This is a genomic window from Microcoleus sp. LAD1_D3 (genome assembly GCF_036702135.1).
Taxonomy (GTDB): Bacteria; Cyanobacteriota; Cyanobacteriia; order Cyanobacteriales; family Microcoleaceae; genus Microcoleus.
Genome location: NZ_JAUBSB010000035.1, coordinates 47,968 through 71,718, shown reverse-complemented (window position 1 = coordinate 71,718; position 23,751 = coordinate 47,968). Strand labels below are relative to the sequence as shown.

Genomic DNA, 23,751 nt, shown 5'->3' with positions numbered 1-23,751 from the left:
ACCCTCATTCTCTCCTTAACGGTGGCTCTAGTTCTTCTTTTGCCACCGTTCTCATCTTTGGTTAGTCTAAACTACAGTAAAATAGTTAAAGGAGGTCGTGCCATGACAGCAACCTTAGACAAACCAAAAGACCAGCGCCTAATTCAATCCGGGATTGATTGGCAACAATTCAAGCTGATCGAGCAGGGGTTTTCTGATTCCCCCGGCATCCGACTTTTTTATTTCAAAGGTGAGGTAGAAATCTTGGCAGTTTCCCAAGAACATGAAGTCTTCAGCGGTGTCATCGCCCTGTTGCTGGGTACGTATTTTGTAGAAAAAGAAATCGATTTTACTCCCACAGGAAGCTTTACCCAGGAAAAAGAAGGAAAAGCCTCCGCACAAGCAGAGCAATCTTACTTAATTGGCAAAGCATCGGGAGGCATTGCAGACCTCTCGATCGAAGTTGTATTTACTAGCGGCAACGAAAGCAAGTTGAATCGTTACCAAGCCTTGGGAGTCCCCGAAGTTTGGTTTTGGGAGGATGGAGTATTTGGCCTGTATCATTTGCGATCGCACGGATATGAAAAAATTGCCCAAAGCGAAGTTCTGCCCGGTTTAGACATCAACCTGCTGTCTCGCTGCTTGCTGATGGCTTCTAGGGTTGAAGCAGTTAAGGAGTTTCGGCGCGGGATTTCGGCGGTTTAGAGAAAACGTGCTTTGGGCGATCGCTCCCCGATTTATAAATATATTGTTAGGATACAATACTCACTTTTATACTCTTTCATTTGCTGGCGAAGGGCTGCCTCAATTTTAGGATAAAAATCAGAATTTTCCACTGTTGTTATTATTGAATTCGATCACTTTTTTCGCCTATCTAATTAGGCTGGTCGTGCAGCTTTGTTCCGGCGAGTTTTAATAAACAAACGCTTTAATGCTATATCAAATATTGCAATATAACCTACTTTAATCATTTTAAAAAAATCCCTATTGGGAGAAATTTTAACCTCAATATCTTCGTCCGACCCAGCCAATACAAACAAGTTGTGGGTTCTCTCGTCAACACAGATTAGGTGAAGAGGTTGCAATGCCAAATAGGTCAAATAATAATTGATTCCATAAATTAACCACAGTATTTGTAGGGGCGGCTTTCACCAACCATCTTTCATTCACATCGACAATATTTATAAACCCGCCCTCACCCAGGCGACTCGAAACTCGCCTCTATTATCGCATTTCTGTTTGCGATCGCACTTTCACGCTCCAAGATAACGCCTGTCAGTGCAGCAAAGAGTTATGGGATTTGGTTTGTGGCTCTTGACAGCTACGTATTACAAGTGTAGTATGTGGTTACGGTAGAAAAGCTCGATCGACACCAGCCAACAAAATTTAGAAAAAACCTATGCAACCCATCCGACAAGGCGACGTAATTCTCACCCCCGTACCGAAAATCCAAGGAGAAAAAAAACCTCACCTAACCCTCGCCGAAGGTGAAGTTACCGGACATTCTCACCAGATTATTGAGGGACAAGCTGAACTGTACGAAAAAGACGGCACTCTGTACTTGCGGGTGCTTTCACCGACAGCTTTATTGAGTCACGAAGAACACCATGCGATCGCAATTCCCGAAGGTAATTGGATGGTGCGACTTCAGCGGGAATATGAGCCACAAGGTTGGAGGTATGTCGCAGACTAAGGTTAAAAAACTAACGCCCGAACAAGCAGCTTTGATTCCAGTTTATCGGGATAAGTGGAGAGAAATTGCTCTCTCCCCTGGGCCGATAAATCGCTCCAAAGCTGCGGAAACAATTAAAGCGGCTTACGCCATAATGGGCAAAAAACCACCGGAAATAATTTTTTGCGATCGCCCTTACGAAGCTGCCGATATAATCGTCAGTCAATTGGACAATCCGAAGAGCCTGCTGCGGAGTCAATTAGAAAGCAAACTGCGTGGCGAATTAGAAAAAAAACTGCGGAGTTATCTACGCAGCAAACTAGAAAGCCAACTGGAAAGACAACTGCAAAGTCAACTAGAACATCAACTTTACACTGAACTACAAAGTCAACTCTGGGGGCCGCAAGAGGAGGATTTAACTCGAGAAGCATCAAACAAATTGTCACAACAATTTAGCGGTACTGGCAGAAAAATTCACTGGCTGACACTAGGAAAACAAATCGATAATTGCATTCAGCCAGAATTATTGGCTGCTTATGGAAGTTTGTTAGATTTTTGCATTTCTGTTCTAAATTTACCTCATTCTTACGGCAGAAATTGGATTGTTTTTCAATCGATTGTCCGGGATTGCGGCTGGATTTATCCTTATGACAAAGTTTGTGTTGTGTGCGAAAGGCCGATCGCACTTTCTGCAGACAGCAACCATCGCTTGCACGCGGAAGGAACACCAGCGGTACAATTTGCCGACGGTTTTTCGATTTACGCCTATCACGGCGTGATTTTGCCCGAATGGTACGGTAGGCTGCACCCGCACCAGTGGCAGTCTAAGTGGGTGTTGAAGGAACAGAATGCAGAAGTTCGGCGCGCGTTAATTCCGGGAATTACTTACGATCGCATTTGTCAAGAATTAGAGGTGAGAGAATTAGATAGTTGGCAGGAATATACTTTATTAAGCATCGATTTTGCCGATGATTTTGATGAGGAGGGTAATCCAAAGCCAGTTTATTTGTTAAAAATGACTTGTCCGAGCACGGGATTGATTCACGCTTTGCGCGTGCCGCCAAATGTGCGATCGGCTAAAGAGGCAATTCGTTGGGTAAATTGGGGAACCGACCCAGAGGAGTTTTCCGTGCAAACTTAAAGATTTTCGATCGCCCTGATAGCCCACCTGGGGTTTAAACCCCAGGCTCAAAGCTCAAGTCAGTTTTAACTGACTGTTAAGATCGTAACGCTGCATAAATAGACAACAAATATTGTATGTGATCGCGATCTAACCATTTAATTTCACTCGGTTGAAACCGACTTAAGCTGTGAGGCAGGGGTTTAAACCCCTGCCGGACTGAAATCTTACCAAACTTGAGGAGAAATTTACTATGCCAGAACCACAAGCAAACCAACCAATTAATTTCAGTAGCTTTGCCGATTGGTGCAAGCACAAAGATAGTCTTTCAGAATCGGCAAGACATACAGTTGAAGTCCTGTTAAAACAGGCTGGCACTTGTGATTGCAATGAAGCCGATCGGATACTATCAAATAGGACTACGCTGCGTCTGGAGAACCATCAAATATCAGATATAACACCCCTGCAATTTATGACTAAATTGGAATGGCTGCGTCTGGGAAACAATCAAATATCAGACATAACACCCCTGAAATTTCTGACTAATTTGACCGATTTGTCTCTGGAAAACAATCCAATATCAAAGATAACTTCGCTGCAATCCCAGTGGGAAGTTATCGCCCGTTCTACAGATCGAATCGATCGCACCCGTGCCGCAGCAGCGATCGAATTTGCCTGTGCAGCCGTCGGTGAGACAAGTATTAACGTTATTATTTGCGGTAGCCCTCATGCAGCCATAGCACAGTTAAAAAAACAGCAACATCTCACTCAGGAAACAGATTTTATCGATCTACTTCAGAAAAAGCTAAAACATGAGTGTTTAATCACATATAGGAATGGTGATTATGAATTAGGGAGATGGGAGGGACAGCTAGAACAAGAATTGGGAGGAGATTTTTCAAACTACAGGAACCGCTCAAGACCCATTATTCCGCCATACTTGTTGGGTACAATCTGCGTGGCAGAATTGTGTGTTTCTACATTCGGAACTATTTTCAAACCAGGGGCACAGAAAGCCTTAGAATGCTTTCAGCAGCTTTTAACAGAATGCGGCTGGATTTTTGCGTTTTATGATGTTTGCTACGTGTGCGATCGCCCCACCAAACTCTGCCTCGACAGCGAACATCGCCTCCACGCAGAAGGAGAATCGGCAATTGAATTTTCCGACGGCTACAAACTCTACTCATATCACGGAGTAACACTGCCCGAAGCATACGGACAAATTCACCCAGATCGCTGGCAAGCGACTTGGCTTTTAGAGGAAGACAATGCGGAAGTTCGGCGAGCGTTAATTCAGGGAATTGGCTACGCGAGAATTTGCTCTGAATTACAGGCAACACAATTAGATTGCTGGAAAGAATACACGCTGCTAAGAATTGATGCTGATATTGATGGCTTCGATCCTGATGATTTCGACCCTGCTTTTTTCGATCCTGTTTATTTCGGTGGCGATGGTAATCCTCCTGAAAAAGAACCTATTTATTTGTTAAAAATGACCTGTCCGAGTACGGGATTTATTCACGCTTTGAGAGTGCCGCCTGATGTGCGATCGGCCCGCGAGGCAATTCGTTGGGTAAATTGGGATATTGACCCAGAGGAGTTTTCCGTGCAAACCTGAGTAAGACCAATTTAAAAAAGTCTGCTGGCTACCATCATCAGTCTTATACCAATTGTTAAAAGTCACAGAACCCCGCCCCGGACTTAGGCTAAACCGTTTCCCTACCCGATATCTGTACTTCACTCAACTGAAAACCCCTATATTGACAAAACCCTTAATTCATGAAACACCGATAAACGTTCCCACAGTGTGCCAGTTCAAAGGGTGGAATGCACAAACCCTCGATCGCCCACAAACGGTTAATAACATCAAGAAGAAGCCCACCCTCGATCGAAGGTGGGCTCTGTTCATGCCAGCTTACCGACAGCTAGGCAATCGGGTCTCTTCGCTGGTAGACGTAAAATATCGGAAAAAGATCCGAACGTCCGAAAAAACTTCTCGTCCACCATTAAGCTTCAGTTTACCCAACCGGATCTGGAAAATTGTGCCCGCAGCGATGTTCCCCGGAAATCGGGGAACACTGGGGCTTCAACTTTTCAATAGACTTCTGCAAACAAGCAAGTCTTGGGCCCGCAGGAGGTCTAACTCCTACTGTGCAAAAGAATTAAAATTTTTCGAGAAGTCTCCTAATTCTCCTCTTTAACTTTGATTTCCCAACCGATTAGGCATCGTGATCGTGTGCAAAGCGACGGAACAGGAAATCTAAGGCGTAGTTCCGCAAATTGTAGTATTCCGGATCTTCCATCATTTGAACCCGATCGCGCGGACGCGGAAAAGGAATCTCCAAAACTTCGCCAATTGTCGCCGACGGGCCGTTAGTCATCATCACCAGTCGATCGGCCAAAAACAGCGCTTCATCAATATCGTGAGTAATCATCAACACCGTACAGCGGTGATCGTTCCAGATTTTCAGCAACTCTTCTTGCAATTCCTCCTTAGTAATTGCGTCCAGAGCACCAAAAGGTTCGTCTAAAATTAGCACTTTTGGGCGAATTGCCAAAGCGCGGGCGATAGAAACCCGCTGCTTCATCCCCCCCGAAATTTGTGGCGGTCTTTTCTCAGCAGCTTCTGTCAATCCCACCATCGCCAAATGCTCATTGACGATCGCATTTTTTTCGACCTTCGACTTATTCGGAAATACAGCATTAACAGCTATATAAACATTTTCAAACACCGTCCGCCAAGGCAGCAAAGCGTAACCCTGAAACACCACCATGCGATCGGGGCCCGGCTTCGTAATCCGCTGCCCGTTAATCGTCACGCTACCCTGGCTGGGATGGCTAAAACCCGACACCATATTTAACAGTGTTGATTTGCCGCAGCCGGAGTGTCCGATCAGAGTAATAAACTCTCCCTCAGCTACATTCAGATTGACGTTTTCTAAAGCCCTGTAACCGTTTGGATATTCTTTGTAAACATTGTCCATCACCAAAAAAGGTTGGCGGCGGCCTTTTCCCCCCTGGATTTGAGTTTTGGTGTTCGTCTGGTTTTTAGTGGTGTTGAGCATGGGTTTAGGAAATTGTGAGTGGATGATTTGCGAAGAAAGAAGGAAGTTCGGCAACGGATTATGTAACGGATTTAACGGATTCAACGGATTTCCTGAAGAGGGAATTACTCACTAGCAATTAGCACTTAAAAACTAACAACTAACCATTAGCAATTACCCTGTTTTTATCGAACTAAAAACCGCTTTAAGCAGCTCTGCGGCCGGAATCGAGTACAACTTCAGCCATCGTGAAATCGCGTTTAATCGCCAGATTGTTGAGATAGCCGATCGGATCGTCAGCATTAAACACCGAGCCGTCAAACAAGCTGAGAGAACCGCGAGTGTAAGTAATATCAGCCATCCCCAGCTCTCGGGCCGCCGTGCTGAACGCACCCACTTTTACCACCCGTTCCAAAATTTCCACCCAGTTGCGCGGGAACACAGTATCGCCCCAGCGCGCCATCTGCACCATGTGCCAGAGTTGTTCGGTGCGGCTTGGGCGATTCACCCCCTCTCCAGAAAACAAGTGGTGGGCGTATTCCCGCATCGGAGTATCGAGGTTGCAAGCAACAGATTTCGGGTCGCCGAGTTGGATGTAACTTTTATCAGTAGCGACGTACTCCCTTCCCGCGACAATTTCCGAAACCTCCGCGGCGTGATTTGGATCGGCGCAATACTGGCAAGCTTCCAGCAAAGCTTTGACTAGAGCAATGTGAGTGTTGGGATAAGCATTTGCCCAGTCTTCCCGAACTCCGAGAATTTTCGCGGGGTGTCCGGGCCACAGTTCCAAATCTGTCGCCACCGTAAAGCCGACTCCTTCCATTGAGGCCCGCAAGTTCCAAGGTTCGCCGACGCAGAAACCGTCAATAGTGCCGCCCTGCAAGTCAACGATCATCTGAGCCGGTGGGATATTTTTGAGCAACACATCGTGATCCGGGTCAATGCCGCCGGAAGCCAGCCAGTAACGCAGCAACAGGTTGTGCATCGAAGAAGGGTGCACGATCGCCATACGGTGCGTTTGCGCGGGCGTTCTCTGAAGCATTTTTTTAAAATCTGCCAGAGTGTAGATCCCTTGGTCGTAAAAGCGCCTCGCTAGGGTAATTCCGTTGCCATTGCGGCTCATGGTGAGGGCTGTAACCGTCGGAATCGGCTTTTCTTGGTGGCCCCCCAAGCTCAACCACACCGCCATCCCAGAGGGCATTTGAGCTGCGTCTAAGTAACCTGCGGCGATGCCGTCTACGATGCCGCGCCAGCTTGTTTCCCGCACCAGGTGGACTTCATCGAGGCCGTGCTTGGCAAAAAAGCCTTTTTCTTTGGCGACAGCGAGGGGAGCACAGGCGGCCAGCGGAATAAAGCCGAGTTCGAGGTTGACTTTTTCCAGGCCGTGGCGGGCGATCGCGGGTACTTTCCGCGCCCGCAGTTTTTTGACGCGCTTCTGCTGGTTGAGGAAGTAAATCATTTCGCTACGTAGAGCGTAGTAGCTCGGGTGTGAGACGACTTCCATGCGCTGGCGGGGGCGGGGGATGTCTACTTCGAGAATCCCGCCAATCTTCGATTCTGGGCCGTTGGTGAGCATGACAATGCGATCGCTCAGCAACACGGCCTCATCCACATCGTGCGTTACCATCAGGGCGCTGATTTCGTACTCTTGGCAAATTTCCATCAACTTTTCTTGCAAGTTGCCGCGAGTCAAAGCATCCAAAGCGCCGAAGGGTTCGTCTAATAGTAACAGTTTGGGGCGCAGGGCCAGAGCACGGGCGATCGCCACGCGCTGTTTTTGTCCGCCCGACAGCAGTGCCGGTTGCTTCTCGGCGTGGGGAGTTAAGCCCACCATGTCGATGTGTTTTTGGATGATGTCGAGGCGTTCGGCTTTGGGTAAGCCACTCATTACCGAGTCTACGGCTAGGGTAATGTTTTCTCTGACCGTCCGCCAAGGTAGCAGGGAATAGTTTTGGAATACTACCATGCGATCGGGGCCGGGCTGGGTGATTCTTTGTCCTTCGATTGTCACCAATCCTTCTGTCGGCATATCCAAACCTGCGACCATATTGAGCAGCGTAGATTTGCCACAGCCGGAGTGTCCAATTAAGGAGATAAATTCGCCTTTTTTAATTTCCAGATCGATGCCTTTGAGGGCTATGTATGTGCCGCCGTCTGTTAAATTAAATACTTTTCCGACTTGTTCTACTGCAATCAAAACAGACATGATTTTCTTGCCTTTTTTGTATGTTTGTTGTTTCGCTAGCTGCTAATTAACTGGTTCCCTGGCTGAGCCGGGAAGTAGAAATACTTTTACTCGCTTCCCAGTATAAGATTATCTACTTCTTCCCTCTTCTTCCTTCTTGTCCTAGCGCTTACGATCCGCTTTGCTAACGCGTCTTCGCGGTTAAATAATCCTAATTCTTCCGGCCCCAAAGAATTAACTCAAAACTACTTTCCTTGAGAAGGAGCAATTTTTTGCTGCAACCAAGCCATCATGCGATCGAGCAACAAACCAACAGCCCCAATGTAGAACACCGCTAACAGAATTTCGCTAATGTAGTTTTGCTGGTAAGCATTCCAAATAAAGAAGCCGATACCCGTAATCCCAGACATCACGATTTCCGCTGCAATAATCGCCAGCCAAGCCAAACCGATCGCAATTCTCAATCCTGTGAAGATGTAAGGAAGTGCCGACGGAAACAAGATATTGAGGTAATACTCTTTCCGAGAAAGTTGCAGCACTTTCGCAACGTTGTTGTAATCGTCGGGAATTTGGCGAACACCTTCAGCCGTGTTGATCAAAATTGGCCAAACTGAAGTGATAAAAATCACGAACAAAGCAGCAGGTTCGTTTTGTTGCAGTGCAGCCAGGGCGATCGGCACCCAAGCCAAAGGCGCCACCATCCGCAAAAACTGAAAAAGCGGATCTAAAGCGCGGTTTAGAAAAGGATTTGTACCTACCAAAACACCTGTACCAATTCCCACAACGGCCGCGAGAGTGTACCCTTTTGCCACCCGTTCCAAACTCGCCAAAGTCTGCCAAAATAAGCCAATTCCGTAGGTTTTGGAGTTCATGAAAGGATACAGCAACAAAATCCGCGTCCGTTCGTCAGTCCAAATGCTGATCGGCCCCGGCAGTTTGATCAGTCCCGTACTTGACAAGAATTGCCAAACCAACAGAAACCCCAAAACTCCTAAAATTGGCGGCAAGATATTTGGGGAATTCTTCTTCCAAAACTCGCCAAAAGCTCCTTGGACAGCGACTCCGCCTCTCCGATTTGTGCTGACAGCCATCTTGTGAATCTCCTATGTTTCTGCTGTTTTTTTCGAGAATAAATTAATGGTAGGGCGTGCATTGGTGTTAACAAACAAGTTCAACCTTTAGTGCCTAGCGGACTGAGAGAAAAAGCGTTAAGTTGACACCAATGGCGGGCAGTATCCACCCTACAATTCGAGACTAAATTATGCGAAGCTAAGACCACATCACACTTTTTTAATTGCCAAACTCTTGAGGTAAGCTTCTGGCTGCTCAGGATTAAATTCTGTGCCGTCAAAGAACTTCTCAACGCCGCGAGACGTACTTTTAGGAATTTCAGAATCAGCAACTCCTGCTAATTTAGCTGCCTTCTTCCAGATATCTTCGCGGTTGACTTTATCGATGAGTGTGTTTTTATCTGCCAATGTTTTTGTCGGCAGGAAACCCCAGCGAACGCTTTCGGTTAAGAACCACAAATCGTGACTCTTGTAGGGATAAGAAACGTTGCCGACGCCATCCTTCCAGTACAGCGGGCTACTGTTGAAGTCGTTGATGTCTGGTTTGCCATCGCCCATGATGTACTTGCCTTCGTAGGGAGGCGTCAAAAATTGGGGAGATATATCAAAGTAGTTTCTTCCAGAAGTAATGGCAACTAATTCTGGGCGATTTTCTGGTTTGTCGCACCACTGCTGGGCTTCAATAAGTCCTGCTAAGATGGCTTCGGTGGCTTTCGGGTGTTTGTCTACCCAGTCGCTACGAATTGCTAGGTATTCCTCCGGGTGACCTTTCCAGATTTGGCCAGTCAGGGCGGACATGAAGCCAATTTTGTCTTGGACGATCCGCAGGGGCCATGGGTCGCCGGTACTGAAACCGTCCATGCTTCCGGTTTTCATGTTGGCGACGGTTTGGGCCGGCGGTACTGTTAGCAATTCGGCATCTGCGTCGGGATCGATGCCGTTAGCAGCTAGCCAGTAGCGAATCCAAAAGTCTTGGTTGACTTTGGGGAAGGTGTAGGCTGCTTTGAAGGGAGTACCTGCTTGTTTGAGGCCTTTGATGTAGTCTTGGGCTGCTTGATCTAGTTTGAGCCCGATGCCTTTACCTTGGTGTTTGGCTGCGATCGCAATTCCATTTCCTTGAGTGTTCAACTGGGCTAGAACATACATCGGGATTTGGACGCTGTTTTTGGTAATCAACCCTTTACTAATTTGATAAGGCATCGGCATTTGCCACTGGCCACCGTCAATGCCGCCACCTGCAGATCCGATTTCTACGTTATCTCTTGCCGAACCCCAGTTTGCTTGCTTGGCAATCGTGACTTCGGTCATGCCGTATTTGGCAAAAAAGCCTTTTTCTTGGGCAATGATTAAAGGTGCTGCTTCGACGATCGGGATATATCCCAATGTGATTTTAGTGCTTTCAATTCCTTCGACTCTTTTCTCATTGGCAACAGCCACTACTGAGGTAGCTGCGGGTATTGCGCCGTCAGCACCTGCAGTTGCACCGGGTTCTGGGGGATTTCCCAAACAACCTTTGAGCAGTATTGAACCCAGGGCAGATGCACCTGCTTTGAGGATAAATTTACGCCGAGAAAGCGCAGAAAATTCATCTGAAAATCTTGTCATAGCCTAGCCTCGCTGCAATTCATAATCTTCTGTAACAACATTCACTGAAGGTTATCAACGCGCTTTTTTGCTGTTCGCTAATTGGGTTTAGCTAACTGTTTTGAGCGCTGGTTGGCAGGAGGGAGCAAAAGATTTATCGCTAGTATAAGTCTTTAAACTATCCCTGCTGATTTGACTGGTTTGATTAATATCGATATTTCGATCGGCCCAGTTGCGTGAACTCACTTTTTGCGAGCCGCACGTTTCCTTGACTTGATAATTAACTCTACCGTACTCTTGCGGAAATTATAAAACAATTATTAAATTTGATTGATAAGCAAATCTTTTGGGACTGCGGTATCGATAAGGAGCCGTTGGGAAGAGCGATCGGGTTTGCTTATCAAAACTGCTTCAAACCAAGACCTGCTGGCTAAAGGTTGTAGCGAAGGGCGATCGGGGAGCATTCAAAATTATTGTCAATAAGCGGTAAATATCGCCACCAGCGCACATTTACTTTGTTAATATATCTATACTTTTTTAACGGTTAATTGTAGTGGATTATACAGAAATAATTAAGGTTTTAGGAAACGGCTGTTTTCAAAGGGTTAACGGCTTTTCATTGGTGGACTAAAATTGGCAGTTCATCGTAAGTGATTTACCGGACATGATATGACGTGGGCTTTCAGGTTCGATTTCTGCAAAACAGAGAAACCAGGTTTCTTGAAGAAACCTGGTTTCTGAACAGCCGAAATTAGTAATCGGTGGCAGTACCTACAAGTTCGATCGCACTTTTGTGCAGCAGCTTAGTTGGGCGGGTCAAAGCGGTTGACGGAGAGAGCAACACCGATCATCGGCAGGGCTACGCCGAAGCAAATCAGCCACTGATCCAAGTTCATCGGAGCCGTCTCAAATATGCGATTGACAAACGGAGAGTTAGCAAAAATGATCTGCAAAATTATCGCCAGGACAATTCCCACACCCAGGGCGGGAGCGCCGCTAACTTCTTCCTTAGAACCGCTAAATTTAGCAATCAAAGAAGGCAACAACTGGCTGAGACTCAATAGGTAAAAAATTCTCCCCATTACCAAAGCTTGAATCGCCATCGTGCGGGCCAGTTCCAAGGTTCCCCAAGGAGCTTGGCGTACCCATTCAAACATTCCAAAAATCAGAGTCCAGTTGTAAAGAGAAATAGCGATGATCCGCTTGATCCGATTTCCGGTGAGGAAAGCTTCGTTTACCGGTCGGGGCTGCTGTTTCATGACTCCCGCTGACTTGGGCTCGAAAGCTAGGGGCACAGTCATGGTGATCGAGTTGAGCATATTCAGCCAGAGAATTTGTAGCGACAAAATCGGCAATTCTCGACCGAGGAGGGTGCTGAGCAAAATTGTCATCGATTCTCCGCCGTTGACTGGGAGAATGAAGCTGATTGCTTTGAGCAGATTTTTGTAAACAGATCGCCCTTCTTCGACAGCAGATTCGATCGACGCAAAGTTATCATCGGTAAGAATCATGTCGGCGGCTTCCTTAGAAACCTCAGTACCGCTGCCCATCGCAATGCCGATATCCGCTTGTTTGAGGGCTGGGGCGTCGTTAACGCCGTCTCCCGTCATCGCCACTATTTCGCCTTTTTGCTGCAAAGCTTCTACCAGGCGGAGTTTTTGTTCTGGGGCGACGCGGGCAAAAACTGAGCCGGCTTCTACGGCTTCGCCGAGTTCCTGCTTGCTCATTTCGGCGAGTTGAGCGCCGGTGTAGGCTACAAGTTCTCTGTGGTGTTTAGTTTTGCGGAATCCCATGCGGCGGGCGATCGCCTTGGCTGTAGCGATGTGGTCGCCGGTAATCATTTTGACTTGGATGCCGGCGGTTTGACAAGCTTGGACGGCTGCGATCGCTTCTGCCCGCGGCGGGTCAATCATGCCTTGGAGTCCCAAGAAAACCAGGCCTGACTCCAAATCCGAGTGATCGACGGAATTTTGGCTTTGGGGTACTGGCTTTTTCGCTAAAGCCAAGACGCGCAAGCCTTGCTTTGCCATTTCATCCACTTGATGGTGAATTTGTGCGCGATCGACTTCTACCGGATTTCCTTGAGTGTCGAGACTGGAACCGCAGCGGCCGAGAATTGATTCTACGGAACCTTTGACGTACAAAATTTTGCCATTGGGAGTTCGGTGCAGCGTCGCCATGTATTGAAACTGAGATTCAAAGGGAATTGAATCCAGCCGCTGCATTGACTTGGACAAAATTTGCTGGCTCAAATCAGCTTTTTTGCCTGCTGCAATTAACGCTCCTTCTGTCGGATCTCCGACGACAATCCAATTATCGTCTTTGAATTCCAAGTGAGAGTCGTTGCAAAGCAGTCCAGCTTGCAAACATTCTTGCAAAGTAGGAGCTTGGCTGACAGTAATTGGCAGTTGGTTGAGTTGAATTTCACCTTCGGGGCTGTATCCCGTACCCGTAACCGAGTAGGATTCGCCGCCAGAATAGATTTCTTGCACCGTCATTTGGTTTTCCGTCAAAGTTCCGGTTTTGTCGGAACAGATGACTGTAGCGCCGCCGAGGGTTTCGACTGCGGGCAATTTGCGGACGATCGCGTGGCGATTTGCCATCCGGGAAACGCCTACGGCTAGGGTGACGGTGATGACGGCGGGTAAGCCTTCGGGAATTGCGCCGACAATCAGGGCGACAGCGGGTTCGACTGCTTCTTTAAAGGCTGAAACTCCCGCAGGAACTGGCCGTCCCAATCTGACGGCGAAGGTCAAGGTTGCCATTCCCAACACGAATAACAGCCAGTTTTGACTAAATTGATTGAATTTGCGGGTTAAGGGGGTGGTGAGGTCGATGTGCCGATCTAATAGTTGGGAGATTTTGCCGGTTTCGGTTTTATTGGCGATCGCAATTACGATGCCGCTACCTTGGCCAAAAGTGACAAAACTGCCGGCATAGGCCATGTTATCCCGTTCTGCTAGTGGCGTTTCTTTTGGCAGAACTATGTCTCCCGACTGTCCTAATTCTTTTTCGACAGCAACAGATTCCCCGGTGAGTCCCGATTCGTCAATTTGCAAGTCGCGCACTTTCACTAAGCGCAAGTCTGCCGGTACTTTGTCGCCGGAAGTCAGGGTTACTAAGTCACCGACTACGAGTTCTTTGGAGGGAATTCTTAATTTTTTGCCACCCCGAATTACTGTGGCTTCGGTGGTGACAGCTTGGGCTAGGGCTTCAATTTTTTTCTCGGCTCCAGCTTCTTGGATGAAACTAATAGTAGCGTTGGTGGTTGTTACGCCCCAAATTACGCTAGCGTTTAGCCATTCTCCGATCACTGCTTTGATTAAACCTGCACTCAGCAAGATGATCAGGAGGGGTTGGTTAAATTGCAGGATAAATTTTAACCAGGCTGGTTTCCCTGCTTTAACCGTTAGTTCGTTGGGCCCGAATTTCTGTTGGCGATGGTTGGCTTCTGTCGGTTCTAAACCGCTTTCCAGGTTGGTTCCTAAGATAGTTGCAACCTTGGATATTTCTAGGTAGTGCCAATATTGCTCTGCTACGTCTACATCGTTGGCGGATCTTGATGGCATGATTCTTCCTGAATATTTGGGGTGTCTGACGAGCTTCGATCGCTCCTTAATAGGCACGCTCAATACAATTCATCGCTCCAAGGAGCGTGAATATATTGAGCGGCTGAATTGTTTTGATTACTTTAACGGGCTGTGACTTACATCTATATTACAACCGATGTGGCCGTTTGTGGCAAAAGATTTGGGGGATTTTTTTCGGGGCTAAATCTTGTTTGGGACTTGGTGGCTAAGGTGGGGAAAAGTCGATCGCATCCCTTGACATTTTGCAAATTTTAGGTGTGGTTGAAGAAAGAGGGAAGAAGGCAGGAGGCAAAAGAAAAATGCTGCCACTCCCCCACTCTCCTCCTCCTCCGCTTCCCCACGGACGATCGCAGAGCGTGTTAAAACCTAGTTAAGCGACAATATTCTGAACTTATAGAAATAGTAGTGACACTGGTGCTGGTTTCGGTGCTGTTAGTCTAGGGAATGCGGTTCGGGCTGGTGTTAGTTCGATCTGGAGTGACAGCTAAGGATTTGTTTTAGGGCAGAAATTCGATCGCCCTGGCTTTCGCGATGCACTCGTCTGCGAGCATTTTGACTTCGATGCCGGCTGTTTGACAAGCTGGGAGGGCTGCCAGATCAATTGATGACTTAATGCTATCAATTGCTAGTCTGCTAGCCCAAAACACTGAGCGCCCTTTAGACAATTGAATTGAGATTTTGGGCTGCCTCGTTCAATTGTTGAGTGCCTACTTTGGTTTGAGTAATACCACTAGCGGTTTCTTTTGCCGATAGGTTGAGGCTGTTCATCGCCTCCACTACTTGTTGAATTGCCACTGCTTGTTGTTGAGCAGTTAGAGAAATTTGTTGATTGTTCAATACCACATTGTTAACAGCATTTGCTACTTCCGAGAAAGCTGCTGCCGTTTCTTGACTGATTTTGGTTCCTTCTTCTACTGTTTTAGTACCTTCCTTTGTCACCGTTACGGTGGAATTTATCGCATTCTTGATATCATCGACTAGGCGGTTAATTTTCTCGGCTGATTTCTTACTTTTATCTGCTAGTTTGCGGATTTCTGTGGCTATGACAGTAAAACCTTTGGCGTTTTCGCCCGCCCGGACTGCTTCTACTGAGGCATTCAGTGCCAGCATATTTGTTTGATTGGCTAAATCTGTGACATCAGTAGAGATATTGCCAATCTGATGGGTTTGTTGGCTCAATTGCAGAATTTGTGCCGCTATCGCCCCGACATTTTCTTTCAATATTGTCATCGATTCCAGGGTTTGTTCCACTGCTAGGGTTCCCTTTTCAGCGATCTTTAAAGCTTGCCGTGCAGATTCCGCACCAGCTTGAGCTTGGTGGGCTGATTGTTGGGAAGCCGCGCCCAACTCATCCATTGTAATTGTAGTTTGATTTACAGAGCTAGATTGCTGTGCGGCTGTCCGTTCCTGCTGTTCAACTGTGGCCGCAATCTCTGTGGAAGAACTAACAATCGTATTGACTGACTGATTCAGTCTCTCTGCAATGCCTGAAGCAATCCACAGAGCGATCGCAATTGCCGTAAGTGCAGCTAAAGCAGTGCTTAAAATCACGACTGTAGTCAGGAACTGCAAAGCTTGTATTTGCTCTTTTTCTCTGTTAGCTAAAATTTCTTTCTGGGTGCTTTGAAAATCCTTAGCTATAGCATCAACCTGACGAAGCTTTGGTACAATTTGTGTCTTCCACAAGTTAAGTCCATCGTCTCGCCTACCTTGATCGACCAAAGAAAAGGCTTGTTTATAGCCTTGGTCTATCTGATCTTGTAATACATTCATTTCCTCTAGCCGCTGGAGCTGCTTCGGGTTTTGAACCCACTTAAGTAAATCCTGATAGAAGTAGTCAAAGCTGTTTACCTGTTCATTGTATTCAGTTAAGAAATCACTCTCTTGTGCCAAAAAATAGCCGCGAGCAGCTTTCTGCATACCTGAAAATCCCAGTTCAAGGTCTTTTAGACCTATAACAATAGCATTAGAAGTATTTAGGATTTTGGCTTTTTCTTCTACTTGCTTAGCATTTAAAAAAACCAAAGTAGCTGCTCCAACTGAAAGCAAAATCGGTATGGAATATCCCCACAGGATACGCTCTCTTAATTTTGTCGATTTGAAGTTAATCATCTTGAACTTTTCCTGTTATTACCCAAATCAATCCAAATTAATCGCCTTCGCCGTTAAATACTGAATTGGGTTAGTGATAGCAGCGACAGAGTGAACACTGGCTGTACCTTTTTTATTAAGCCCATCTAACGTCTAACATCCTGATGCTACTGCCATTGTTTGACTAATTTTATTTCCTTATTCTAGTGTGTTAGTGCGTTCCTTTTTCACTAAGCTGTTCGACATTTAAAGGACGATTGTAGGGTGTGTCAGTACATAAGCGTTTCCCTCATCGAGCGTAAGTGTTCTAGCTGACGCACCTTACCTGGTTCGTTAGTCGTTTAAATGCGTAACAGCTTATTACAGTGGTATCGAGGGCATTCTTCATATCAGGGACAAGGTTGTTAACCTTCTCGGCAGATTTCTTACTTTGATCGCATAAATGTTACAACCTAGTTAAGCAACAAAATTTTGAGTTCATGGAAATAGTAGTGACGCTGGTGCTGGGTTCGGTGCTGTTTGTCTGGGGAATACGATTCGGGCGGGTGTTAGTTCGCTCTGGAGTGACGGCTAACGATTTGTTTAAGGGCAGAAATTCGATGGCCCTGCTGTTTTTGGGTTTTTATATTGCTTTGCTGCTACTGGCTCTAAATATGCCTCAAATGCCTGTTTTGCCGATCGAGTGGCGCTTTCACGGGATGCGAGTTACTTGGACTTTGCTACGAGTGATGTTGATGGGAGTCTGCGGTATTGGCTTTAGTATAAGTTGGTTGACAGCGCGATCGCAAGTAATCGCAGTAATTTTAATTTGCTTGTTGGGATTGGGAGGATTTACAGGCGCTGAAAACTATTTTATGGCGCCAATTTACGCGGATTTAATAGATAATTTGCGGCCCAACGGTGTGTTTCGACAAACATCTAACAGCAGTTGCGCCCCCGCCGCCCTAGCAACAGTGTTAAGGCGTTGGGGAATCGATGCGACGGAATCGAGTGTAGCGCGTTTTGCCGGGACGAGTCGCTTGGGAACTTCGATGCCACAAATAATTGTAGCAGCAAGAGCTTTGGGCGTAAATGCGATCGAACTAACGCCAACTTGGGAGCAAATTCAGCAAATTAATCGCCCCGGAGTGCTAGCAGTTTGGCTGTTTGACGGCCCTCGGAAGCTACCGCACGCGGTGGCTTTGCTGGGAATGAATGACAGTGTAGCTGCCATTGGAGACCCGGCGCGGGGCAGGATTTTCTATTTAGATAGGGCAACTTTTGCCCAGGTTTGGCGCGATCAATACGTGCCAATTTTCCGGTCTGCGGATATCTTGTTAAGCAACCAGCAAGCTATTGACTATTTGAGTAAATTAGGATATAATAGCGGCAATTTAAAAGCCGATATCGAGCGCTTTCAAACAGATAAAAAATTGCAAGTCAGCGGCAACTTAGACCGGATGACGGAATTAATGTTGAGCGGCAGTTTTTTGCAAGAAGTCCCCAGATTGGATGGGAAATAGTTATTGAAAATAGTCAACCGCAGAGGCACTTTTGACAGACAGAAAATAGGAATCATGCGGTTTTTTTCAAACAATCTTTGAGTCATTCGTTCATAGCGATCGCAAAAATTCGCTCGCACCTTGGTAGCATGGCTGCCTGAAATTACCGTAAGCGTAGGCAGTTGCATCTAATTCCTCGTATATTTTTACCCTCGATCGCACCTTAGCCACCCCTCACCGTTTTTGACAATTGGGAACAGTTGAATCGGTCATTTTCGGCTCAGAAAGCTTGACTTCCCATCCAGGTAAATTCCACCAATTAACTCGCTGATTCGGCTGAATCCAAAAGTTTAGTTGCGTGATCTTGCCATCCTCAAATCTGAGTAGGGGAAAGTTAGGATAACTGGTATCATCGGTTTCGCGATAAGTGCGTCCAAGGTAATTTAGGCAGGTCGTTAATCCCTCAGTAATTCCCAATTCTTCCACTCCCGTTCCCTTCAATTTGGCATCATCGTAGGTGAAAGAACCGTTGAATGAATTGCCCGCTAACCCGCCTTTAGTAACAGTGATGGTGAAATCGTAGGTGACGGGAACTGCGTAGGCTTGGGTTGCATTTACAACTGTGATCAGAAAAGTCGTGGCGATGGCCACCGATAGTTTTGAAATTGCTCGCACACTCGCATCCCGAAACAGAACAACACTATAAATTTTGTTTTCAGCCATCGGGAAACTCCTTAACTACGCTTCTATCGTAAGTGATTTACCGGATATGATATCATACGTAATCCGTTAAATGCGATCGCAGCCGAGTGCCAAGCGAACAAAAATTACCGCATCTGGTTAATCATGTATACTTTTTTGCACGGAAAACCGCAAGATAAAATACTCGTCTTTAATCGCCCAGAATTAACTCAGTAGATTTAACCACATTCATTCCCGCCGCCGCAAATTTTTGATAAGCTGCATCTGCTTGTTCCGTAAAATCAACAACACCCGGAACAACCACAGGCGAAGTGCAATCTTCCAGCAAATAAACCTTCTTTGCCAAATTCGGATCTCGCACCAAAATTTCCGTTAACAAATCATCAATTGTCCAAGCAACGCAGTGACTTTTGGCTTGTCCGGCAATAATTACTGCATCAAAATCGAGCAATTTATCAATAAAGCTAGCATTCTTTTCAGCAATCGGATTGCCGTCGAATCCATCTAAAACTTCCGGCCGCAAAACCGAATAGTTTTCTGTTAGTGGATTCCCGCCTTTGATTTCAAAAAGTGCTTGGCTGTTGCGGGCGATGCTGTGGAAAAATATTGCTTCTTCCACCGCAGAAACCAGGGCGTGTCCGATACCGCCCAGCATCGAGTGATAGGGCCAAATTGTCAGGGGATATTTCCCATCGTCGCTGAGTTTTTGGACGTAGTGGCAAGCCTGTTTTTCCAGTGCTGAAAAATTGCCGTCGCTAATGCTGTGGGCGACGGCGGGATTGACTTTCCAAATGCCTTTTTGGACATCTTCCAGTGTAATAAAAGTTGCCGCTGGTAGGGGGTGTTCGCCTGCTTCGTCGATCCAAAAAATTGGATGAAAAATTTGCATGGCGGTGTGGGTGTCCATTGTCGGCGCAATGGTTGTAATTGCATTTAAATTGCGATAGATGAATTCGCACAGCCGCAGGTTATCATCGACAGCACCGCTACCGGAACGCCCGCCCACAAATAATTCAAACTCGGGCAAACAAAAGGTATTTTGGGCATCTATTATCAACAAAAAAATGCGGTTTGTGTCGCTGGCGGCTGGCTGGATGTTGTGCTGTTTTGCCCAATCTTTCGCTTGGGTGGCGCGTTTTTGGTAGAGGACTCGCCAGACGTCGCCTAATTTTTTAGGGTCGAAATGTTCGGGGATTGCAAGTTGGGCTTTTGGTGTCATGACAATCGCTTTTAGGGTAGTTTACAGTAATAATTTAAGTTTGGAGTATAATGCTGATAAATATTTGCGGGTGAATCATGGCAAAAGAACAAATCCAAGATTATGCTAGGGTAAAATTTAAACGCCTAGTGTTGTTTTTTTCGCTCGCCCTTTTGCTCGCTCTCTTAATTGTAGCAACTAGATCTTCCTACGTTCAAGATGTCTTGAGAACTCTGTTAATGCGGATCGAGGATTTAGGGTGGTGGGGGCCAGTGGCTTTTGTAGCTACTTACAACTTGGCTACTGTGCTGTTTGTACCGGGTTCGGTACTGACGCTGGGAGGGGGGGCGATTTTTGGTTTGTGGTGGGGTTCAGTTTACGTATTTGCGGCCTCCATTTTAGGTGCCGTATGTGCTTTTGCGATCGGGCGCTACTTGTGCCGCGATCGCGTGGTAAAATATATGGAATCTCACCCCAAGTTTAAAGCTCTCGATCGCGCTGTTTCTCAAGAAGGATTAAAAATCGTTTTTTTGACTCGCCTTTGTCCTTTACTTCCTTTCAATTTGTTGAATTACGCTTTGGGAATTACTCAGGTTTCTTTGAAAGATTACGTGCTGGGTTCCTTGGGCATGATACCGGGTACAATCATGTACGTTTACTCCGGTTCTTTGGTGGGGAATATTGCGACGATAGGCGCGATATGTCAGTCAACCAATCCTCAAACAGAAGCAGCAAAATGGTCGCTCAATATCCTCGGTTTTCTAGCTACTGTTGCTGTAACTGTTTTTCTCACTAGGATAGCCAGCAAAGCTTTGGAAGAAAGTATTTAATTAGGAGGATTTGCGAATGCCCCAGTCAAAAGTCGATCGCGTAACTGTCCCCCCGATGGACGAACACAACCAGAAATTAGTCTCCTATTTGCATCCGCCCGATTGGGTAAATCCGCAGCCGGCTAGTTCTTATAATTTAGTAGTAATTGGCGCGGGACCCGCTGGATTAATTGTTGCTGCCGGTGCCGCAGGTTTGGGCGCGAAAGTTGCTTTGATTGAAAAACATTTGATGGGCGGCGACTGTTTGAATGTCGGTTGTGTGCCGTCAAAAGCTTTAATTCGATCGTCTCGCACTGTTGGCGATATCTGGGAAGCAAGTAAATTTGGTGTTAATGTTTCTGACAACGTAGAAGTGGATTTTGCCGCTGTGATGGAACGGCTGCGCCGCATCAGGGCGGGAATCAGCGATGTTGATTCTGTTAAACGCTACCAGTACAAATTAGGAGTTGATGTTTTTTTAGGTTCTGGTCGTTTTAGTAGCAATAATACAGTAGAAGTTGCAGGTCAAACTCTGCGCTTTAAAAAAGCAGTAATTGCCACAGGTGCAAGGGCGCTACAACCACAAATTCCCGGCTTACAAGAAGCTGGATATTTGACAAATGAAACTGTTTTTAACCTGACAGAAAGACCTCAACGTTTGGCCGTAATTGGCGCAGGGCCGATCGGCTGCGAATTGGCTCAAGCCTTTCGGCGGCTGGGTTCGGAAGTGGTATTGCTGCACAAAAATGCTCAGATTTTAGATAAGGAAGATGCGGAGGCTGCTAACATTGTGCAGCAGGCTTTTGTACGCGAAGAAATTCAACTAATACTAGAATCCCAAATAGAGCGCGTTGAGAAAACAAATGCAGGAAAAGTAATTTATTATAAATCTCAAGGTAAGGAAGCATCGGTAACAGTAGATGAAATTATTGTGAGTACAGGGCGATCGCCCAACGTCGAAGGATTGAATCTGGAGGCTGTCGGTGTCGGATACGATACACAAACTGGCGTCTTTGTCAACGACAACTTGCAAACTACTAATCCCCACATTTATGCCGCTGGGGATATTTGCATGAAACATAAATTTACTCACGCTGCTGATTTTGCCGCGAGAATGGTAATTCAAAACACTCTATTTTTCGGACGCAAAAAGCTCAGCGCTTTGACAATACCTTGGTGTACTTACACAGACCCAGAAATTGCGCGCGTCGGAATTGGGGAACATGAGGCTAAGGAAAAAGGCATTGATATCGATACATTTTTAATTCCTTTCAGTCAAGTCGATCGGGCAGTTATTGACGGCGAAGAGGAAGGATTTGTGAAAATTCACGTCAAAAAAGGCAGCGATAAAATATTAGGTGCAACTATTGTAGCGCGACACGCTGGGGATATGATCGGCGAGATTACTTTGGCAATGGTTAACAATATTGGTTTGGGAAAGATTGCTAGCACAATTCACCCGTATCCAACACAAGCTGAGGCAATTCGGAAAGCAGGAGATGCTTATAATCGCACTCGTTTGACGCCGTTTGTGAAAAATTTGTTTAACCGCTGGCTGGCTTGGACGCGGTAGAGGGATAATATTACCCCACAAACAAATTGACTGCCTGTTCCTGATAGAAGTGCAACAAAAAATGTATTTTTATGCTTCTATTCCTGTTTCAAATGCAACACCTTCATACAAAAGTTCTATCGGCAAATCAAACCCAATACTTGATAAAGTTACAATCTCTCCAGCAGTGTAAGAATAGTACAGCCACATTCTCCCCTCTCCCCGACAGTAACGCTCAACAAAAATCTTTTGTGAATCAATCAAGATATACTCTTGCAAAGTCGGAATTTTTAGGTAACAAGTGAATTTTTCATCCCGATCTTTAGCACTTGTACTGGGAGAAAGAACTTCCACAATGATTTTAGGATTCTGAATGAATGTGCGGGAATTCATGTCTTGAGGGTCGCAACTGACTATCACATCAGGGTAGTAGTAACGGCTTTGAAAACTGACTTGCAATTTCACATCTGACACGTTCATCCGACAGCCTCTGGAACGCAGATGTGGGCGCAATGCAGTGTAAAAGTTGAGTGCAAGATCGTTATGAGGAATTGTACAGCCTGTCATGGCAAAAACTTCGCCGTTGACATATTCGTGGCGAATCTCTTGTTGAGCTTCCCATTTGAGATATTCCTCAACGGTCATTTTTTGGGGTGCTTGGGGAATGGATATCATAACAAAATTTTTTGCAATGTTACTTTGATTGTAGCATTAGGGGTGGGACAAGGCTTGGAAGTTGCGATCGCCCGCGCAAACAAACCCTGCCTTAAAAATCCCCTTCATCTACTTGGAATACCGTCAATCCCAACGACCGCCACATATCAACAACTTGCTGGCGATCGTCCAACACAAACTTAACATTATATTTTCCTGCAATGTGCCGCCGATAGAACTCCTCTTTAATAATCGAATCCTTCCTCATATCTCCGGTTTTCCGCATATAAAGACTGGCATAATTAACCTCGTACTGCTGCAACCATTTTTTAGTTTGAGGCTGACAGTCATCCGTTCGACCCGACACTACAATAATATGGGCGCTGGACTGCCACTTGCGAACGGTATCTAAAACGGGCTGATTGGGCAAATCGCGATCGCACCTCGAAGCATCGAAAGGATTTCTGCCGTTGAGAAGTGCCAGCGTACCGTCCATATCAACAATAATTGCATCCGGCAAATCCGGGTTATATTCCGGCGGCGCAACGGGAACCCGCACGTACTTATTGTACATCTTCATAATCACATCTTTGCCCACCGAATTAAGCCTTTTCAAATCCCGTTTAATACATTCCTCAACCGGAACTTGCAGGAAAGAATCATTAACTTCGACAAGGGCTTTACCTTTAACCAACTCCTTGATATGCTCGATGTGCGGGCCAAAATTAGTATCATCAACAATGACGTGCTTGCCGCTTTCCAAAGCCATCAAAATAATCGTATCTCTCAACTGCACAATAAACTTTTCATTCGCCTGCGACCAATGAGAAGCGTGAGCCATTTCTCTTAGCAAATCTTTATTGCTACGCACCCACTTGGCAGGTTCAGACAGCAGCAAATCCCTAGCAAATTGAGACTTTCCCGAAGCGGGTAAACCAACAAGTACAATAACTCTTTTCATGGTAATTGGTAATTGGTAATTGGGCAGAGGGCATAGGGCATAGGGCATTCATATTCCTT

The 23,751-nt window shown here is 46.2% G+C and carries 19 protein-coding genes; 7 read left to right on the top strand and 12 right to left on the bottom strand.

What is annotated here, in order from left to right; all coding sequences use genetic code 11:
• Positions 1–102: 102 nt before the first annotated feature.
• A complete protein-coding gene (locus tag QUA74_RS19355) occupies positions 103–684 on the top strand; it encodes a Uma2 family endonuclease (RefSeq protein ID WP_333332396.1) in 582 nt (193 codons plus the stop codon).
• Positions 685–857: 173 nt separating this feature from the next.
• Here QUA74_RS19355 and QUA74_RS29905 read toward each other — a convergent pair whose 3' ends face one another.
• Complete coding sequence (locus tag QUA74_RS29905; protein WP_445302157.1) at positions 858–1,091, bottom strand: DUF6888 family protein; 234 nt, start codon at positions 1,089–1,091, stop codon at positions 858–860.
• 287 nt (positions 1,092–1,378) lie between these two features.
• Between QUA74_RS29905 and QUA74_RS19350 the strand changes: the two genes are divergently transcribed.
• From QUA74_RS19350 to QUA74_RS19340, 3 genes are all read left to right on the top strand, one after another.
• Positions 1,379–1,672, top strand: coding sequence for a hypothetical protein (locus tag QUA74_RS19350; protein ID WP_333332394.1), 294 nt, complete (start codon positions 1,379–1,381; stop codon positions 1,670–1,672).
• Complete coding sequence (locus tag QUA74_RS19345) at positions 1,659–2,792, top strand: DUF6745 domain-containing protein (protein WP_333332391.1); 1,134 nt, start codon at positions 1,659–1,661, stop codon at positions 2,790–2,792. The genes QUA74_RS19350 and QUA74_RS19345 overlap by 14 nt, the downstream gene beginning before the upstream one ends.
• 232 nt (positions 2,793–3,024) lie before the next feature.
• Complete coding sequence (locus QUA74_RS19340) at positions 3,025–4,389, top strand: DUF6745 domain-containing protein (protein ID WP_333332388.1); 1,365 nt, start codon at positions 3,025–3,027, stop codon at positions 4,387–4,389.
• A 601-nt stretch (positions 4,390–4,990) separates the two neighbouring features.
• Here the strand turns inward: QUA74_RS19340 and QUA74_RS19335 are convergent.
• The 7 genes from QUA74_RS19335 to QUA74_RS19305 form a co-directional block, all read right to left on the bottom strand.
• Positions 4,991–5,836, bottom strand: a complete 846-nt coding sequence (locus tag QUA74_RS19335; protein WP_333332386.1) for a nitrate ABC transporter ATP-binding protein — start codon at positions 5,834–5,836, stop codon at positions 4,991–4,993.
• 184 nt (positions 5,837–6,020) lie between these two features.
• Positions 6,021–8,021: a nitrate ABC transporter ATP-binding protein gene (locus tag QUA74_RS19330; protein ID WP_333332382.1), complete on the bottom strand. Its 2,001-nt coding sequence runs from the start codon at positions 8,019–8,021 to the stop codon at positions 6,021–6,023.
• 224 nt (positions 8,022–8,245) lie between these two features.
• Positions 8,246–9,091, bottom strand: coding sequence for a nitrate ABC transporter permease (ntrB, locus tag QUA74_RS19325; protein WP_333332379.1), 846 nt, complete (start codon positions 9,089–9,091; stop codon positions 8,246–8,248).
• Between the two features lie 189 nt (positions 9,092–9,280).
• On the bottom strand, positions 9,281–10,675 hold the full coding sequence (locus QUA74_RS19320) for a CmpA/NrtA family ABC transporter substrate-binding protein (protein ID WP_333332376.1): 1,395 nt from the start codon (positions 10,673–10,675) through the stop codon (positions 9,281–9,283).
• Between the two features lie 782 nt (positions 10,676–11,457).
• Complete coding sequence (locus QUA74_RS19315) at positions 11,458–14,223, bottom strand: HAD-IC family P-type ATPase (protein WP_333332373.1); 2,766 nt, start codon at positions 14,221–14,223, stop codon at positions 11,458–11,460.
• A gap of 518 nt (positions 14,224–14,741) precedes the next feature.
• Positions 14,742–14,909 carry a hypothetical protein gene (locus QUA74_RS19310; protein ID WP_333332371.1) on the bottom strand — a complete coding sequence of 56 codons (168 nt, stop codon included), beginning with the start codon at positions 14,907–14,909 and terminating at the stop codon, positions 14,742–14,744.
• Positions 14,902–16,356 (bottom strand): methyl-accepting chemotaxis protein, encoded by a 1,455-nt coding sequence (locus tag QUA74_RS19305; protein ID WP_333332368.1) that lies wholly within the window; start codon positions 16,354–16,356, stop codon positions 14,902–14,904. The genes QUA74_RS19310 and QUA74_RS19305 overlap by 8 nt, the downstream gene beginning before the upstream one ends.
• 458 nt (positions 16,357–16,814) lie before the next feature.
• On the opposite strand from QUA74_RS19305, the gene QUA74_RS19300 reads away from it, so the two are divergent.
• Positions 16,815–17,837 carry a cysteine peptidase family C39 domain-containing protein gene (locus QUA74_RS19300; RefSeq protein WP_333332365.1) on the top strand — a complete coding sequence of 341 codons (1,023 nt, stop codon included), beginning with the start codon at positions 16,815–16,817 and terminating at the stop codon, positions 17,835–17,837.
• 213 nt (positions 17,838–18,050) lie between these two features.
• On the opposite strand, the gene QUA74_RS19295 is transcribed toward QUA74_RS19300, so the two are convergent.
• Positions 18,051–18,539, bottom strand: a complete 489-nt coding sequence (locus QUA74_RS19295) for a hypothetical protein (protein WP_333332363.1) — start codon at positions 18,537–18,539, stop codon at positions 18,051–18,053.
• Between the two features lie 169 nt (positions 18,540–18,708).
• Positions 18,709–19,737 (bottom strand): isochorismatase, encoded by a 1,029-nt coding sequence (locus QUA74_RS19290; protein WP_333332360.1) that lies wholly within the window; start codon positions 19,735–19,737, stop codon positions 18,709–18,711.
• Positions 19,738–19,814: 77 nt separating this feature from the next.
• On the opposite strand from QUA74_RS19290, the gene QUA74_RS19285 reads away from it, so the two are divergent.
• Together QUA74_RS19285 and QUA74_RS19280 are read left to right on the top strand one after the other, a co-directional pair.
• Positions 19,815–20,546, top strand: a complete 732-nt coding sequence (locus QUA74_RS19285) for a TVP38/TMEM64 family protein (RefSeq protein ID WP_333332357.1) — start codon at positions 19,815–19,817, stop codon at positions 20,544–20,546.
• A 16-nt stretch (positions 20,547–20,562) separates the two neighbouring features.
• Positions 20,563–22,098, top strand: coding sequence for a mercuric reductase (locus tag QUA74_RS19280; RefSeq protein ID WP_333332354.1), 1,536 nt, complete (start codon positions 20,563–20,565; stop codon positions 22,096–22,098).
• A gap of 69 nt (positions 22,099–22,167) precedes the next feature.
• Here QUA74_RS19280 and QUA74_RS19275 read toward each other — a convergent pair whose 3' ends face one another.
• Together QUA74_RS19275 and QUA74_RS19270 are read right to left on the bottom strand one after the other, a co-directional pair.
• On the bottom strand, positions 22,168–22,752 hold the full coding sequence (locus QUA74_RS19275) for a Uma2 family endonuclease (RefSeq protein ID WP_333332351.1): 585 nt from the start codon (positions 22,750–22,752) through the stop codon (positions 22,168–22,170).
• A gap of 91 nt (positions 22,753–22,843) precedes the next feature.
• The gene (locus tag QUA74_RS19270; protein WP_333332349.1) at positions 22,844–23,692 is read right to left on the bottom strand and encodes a phosphatase domain-containing protein; all 849 of its coding nucleotides are present in this window, start codon (positions 23,690–23,692) and stop codon (positions 22,844–22,846) included.
• Positions 23,693–23,751 lie beyond the last annotated feature (59 nt).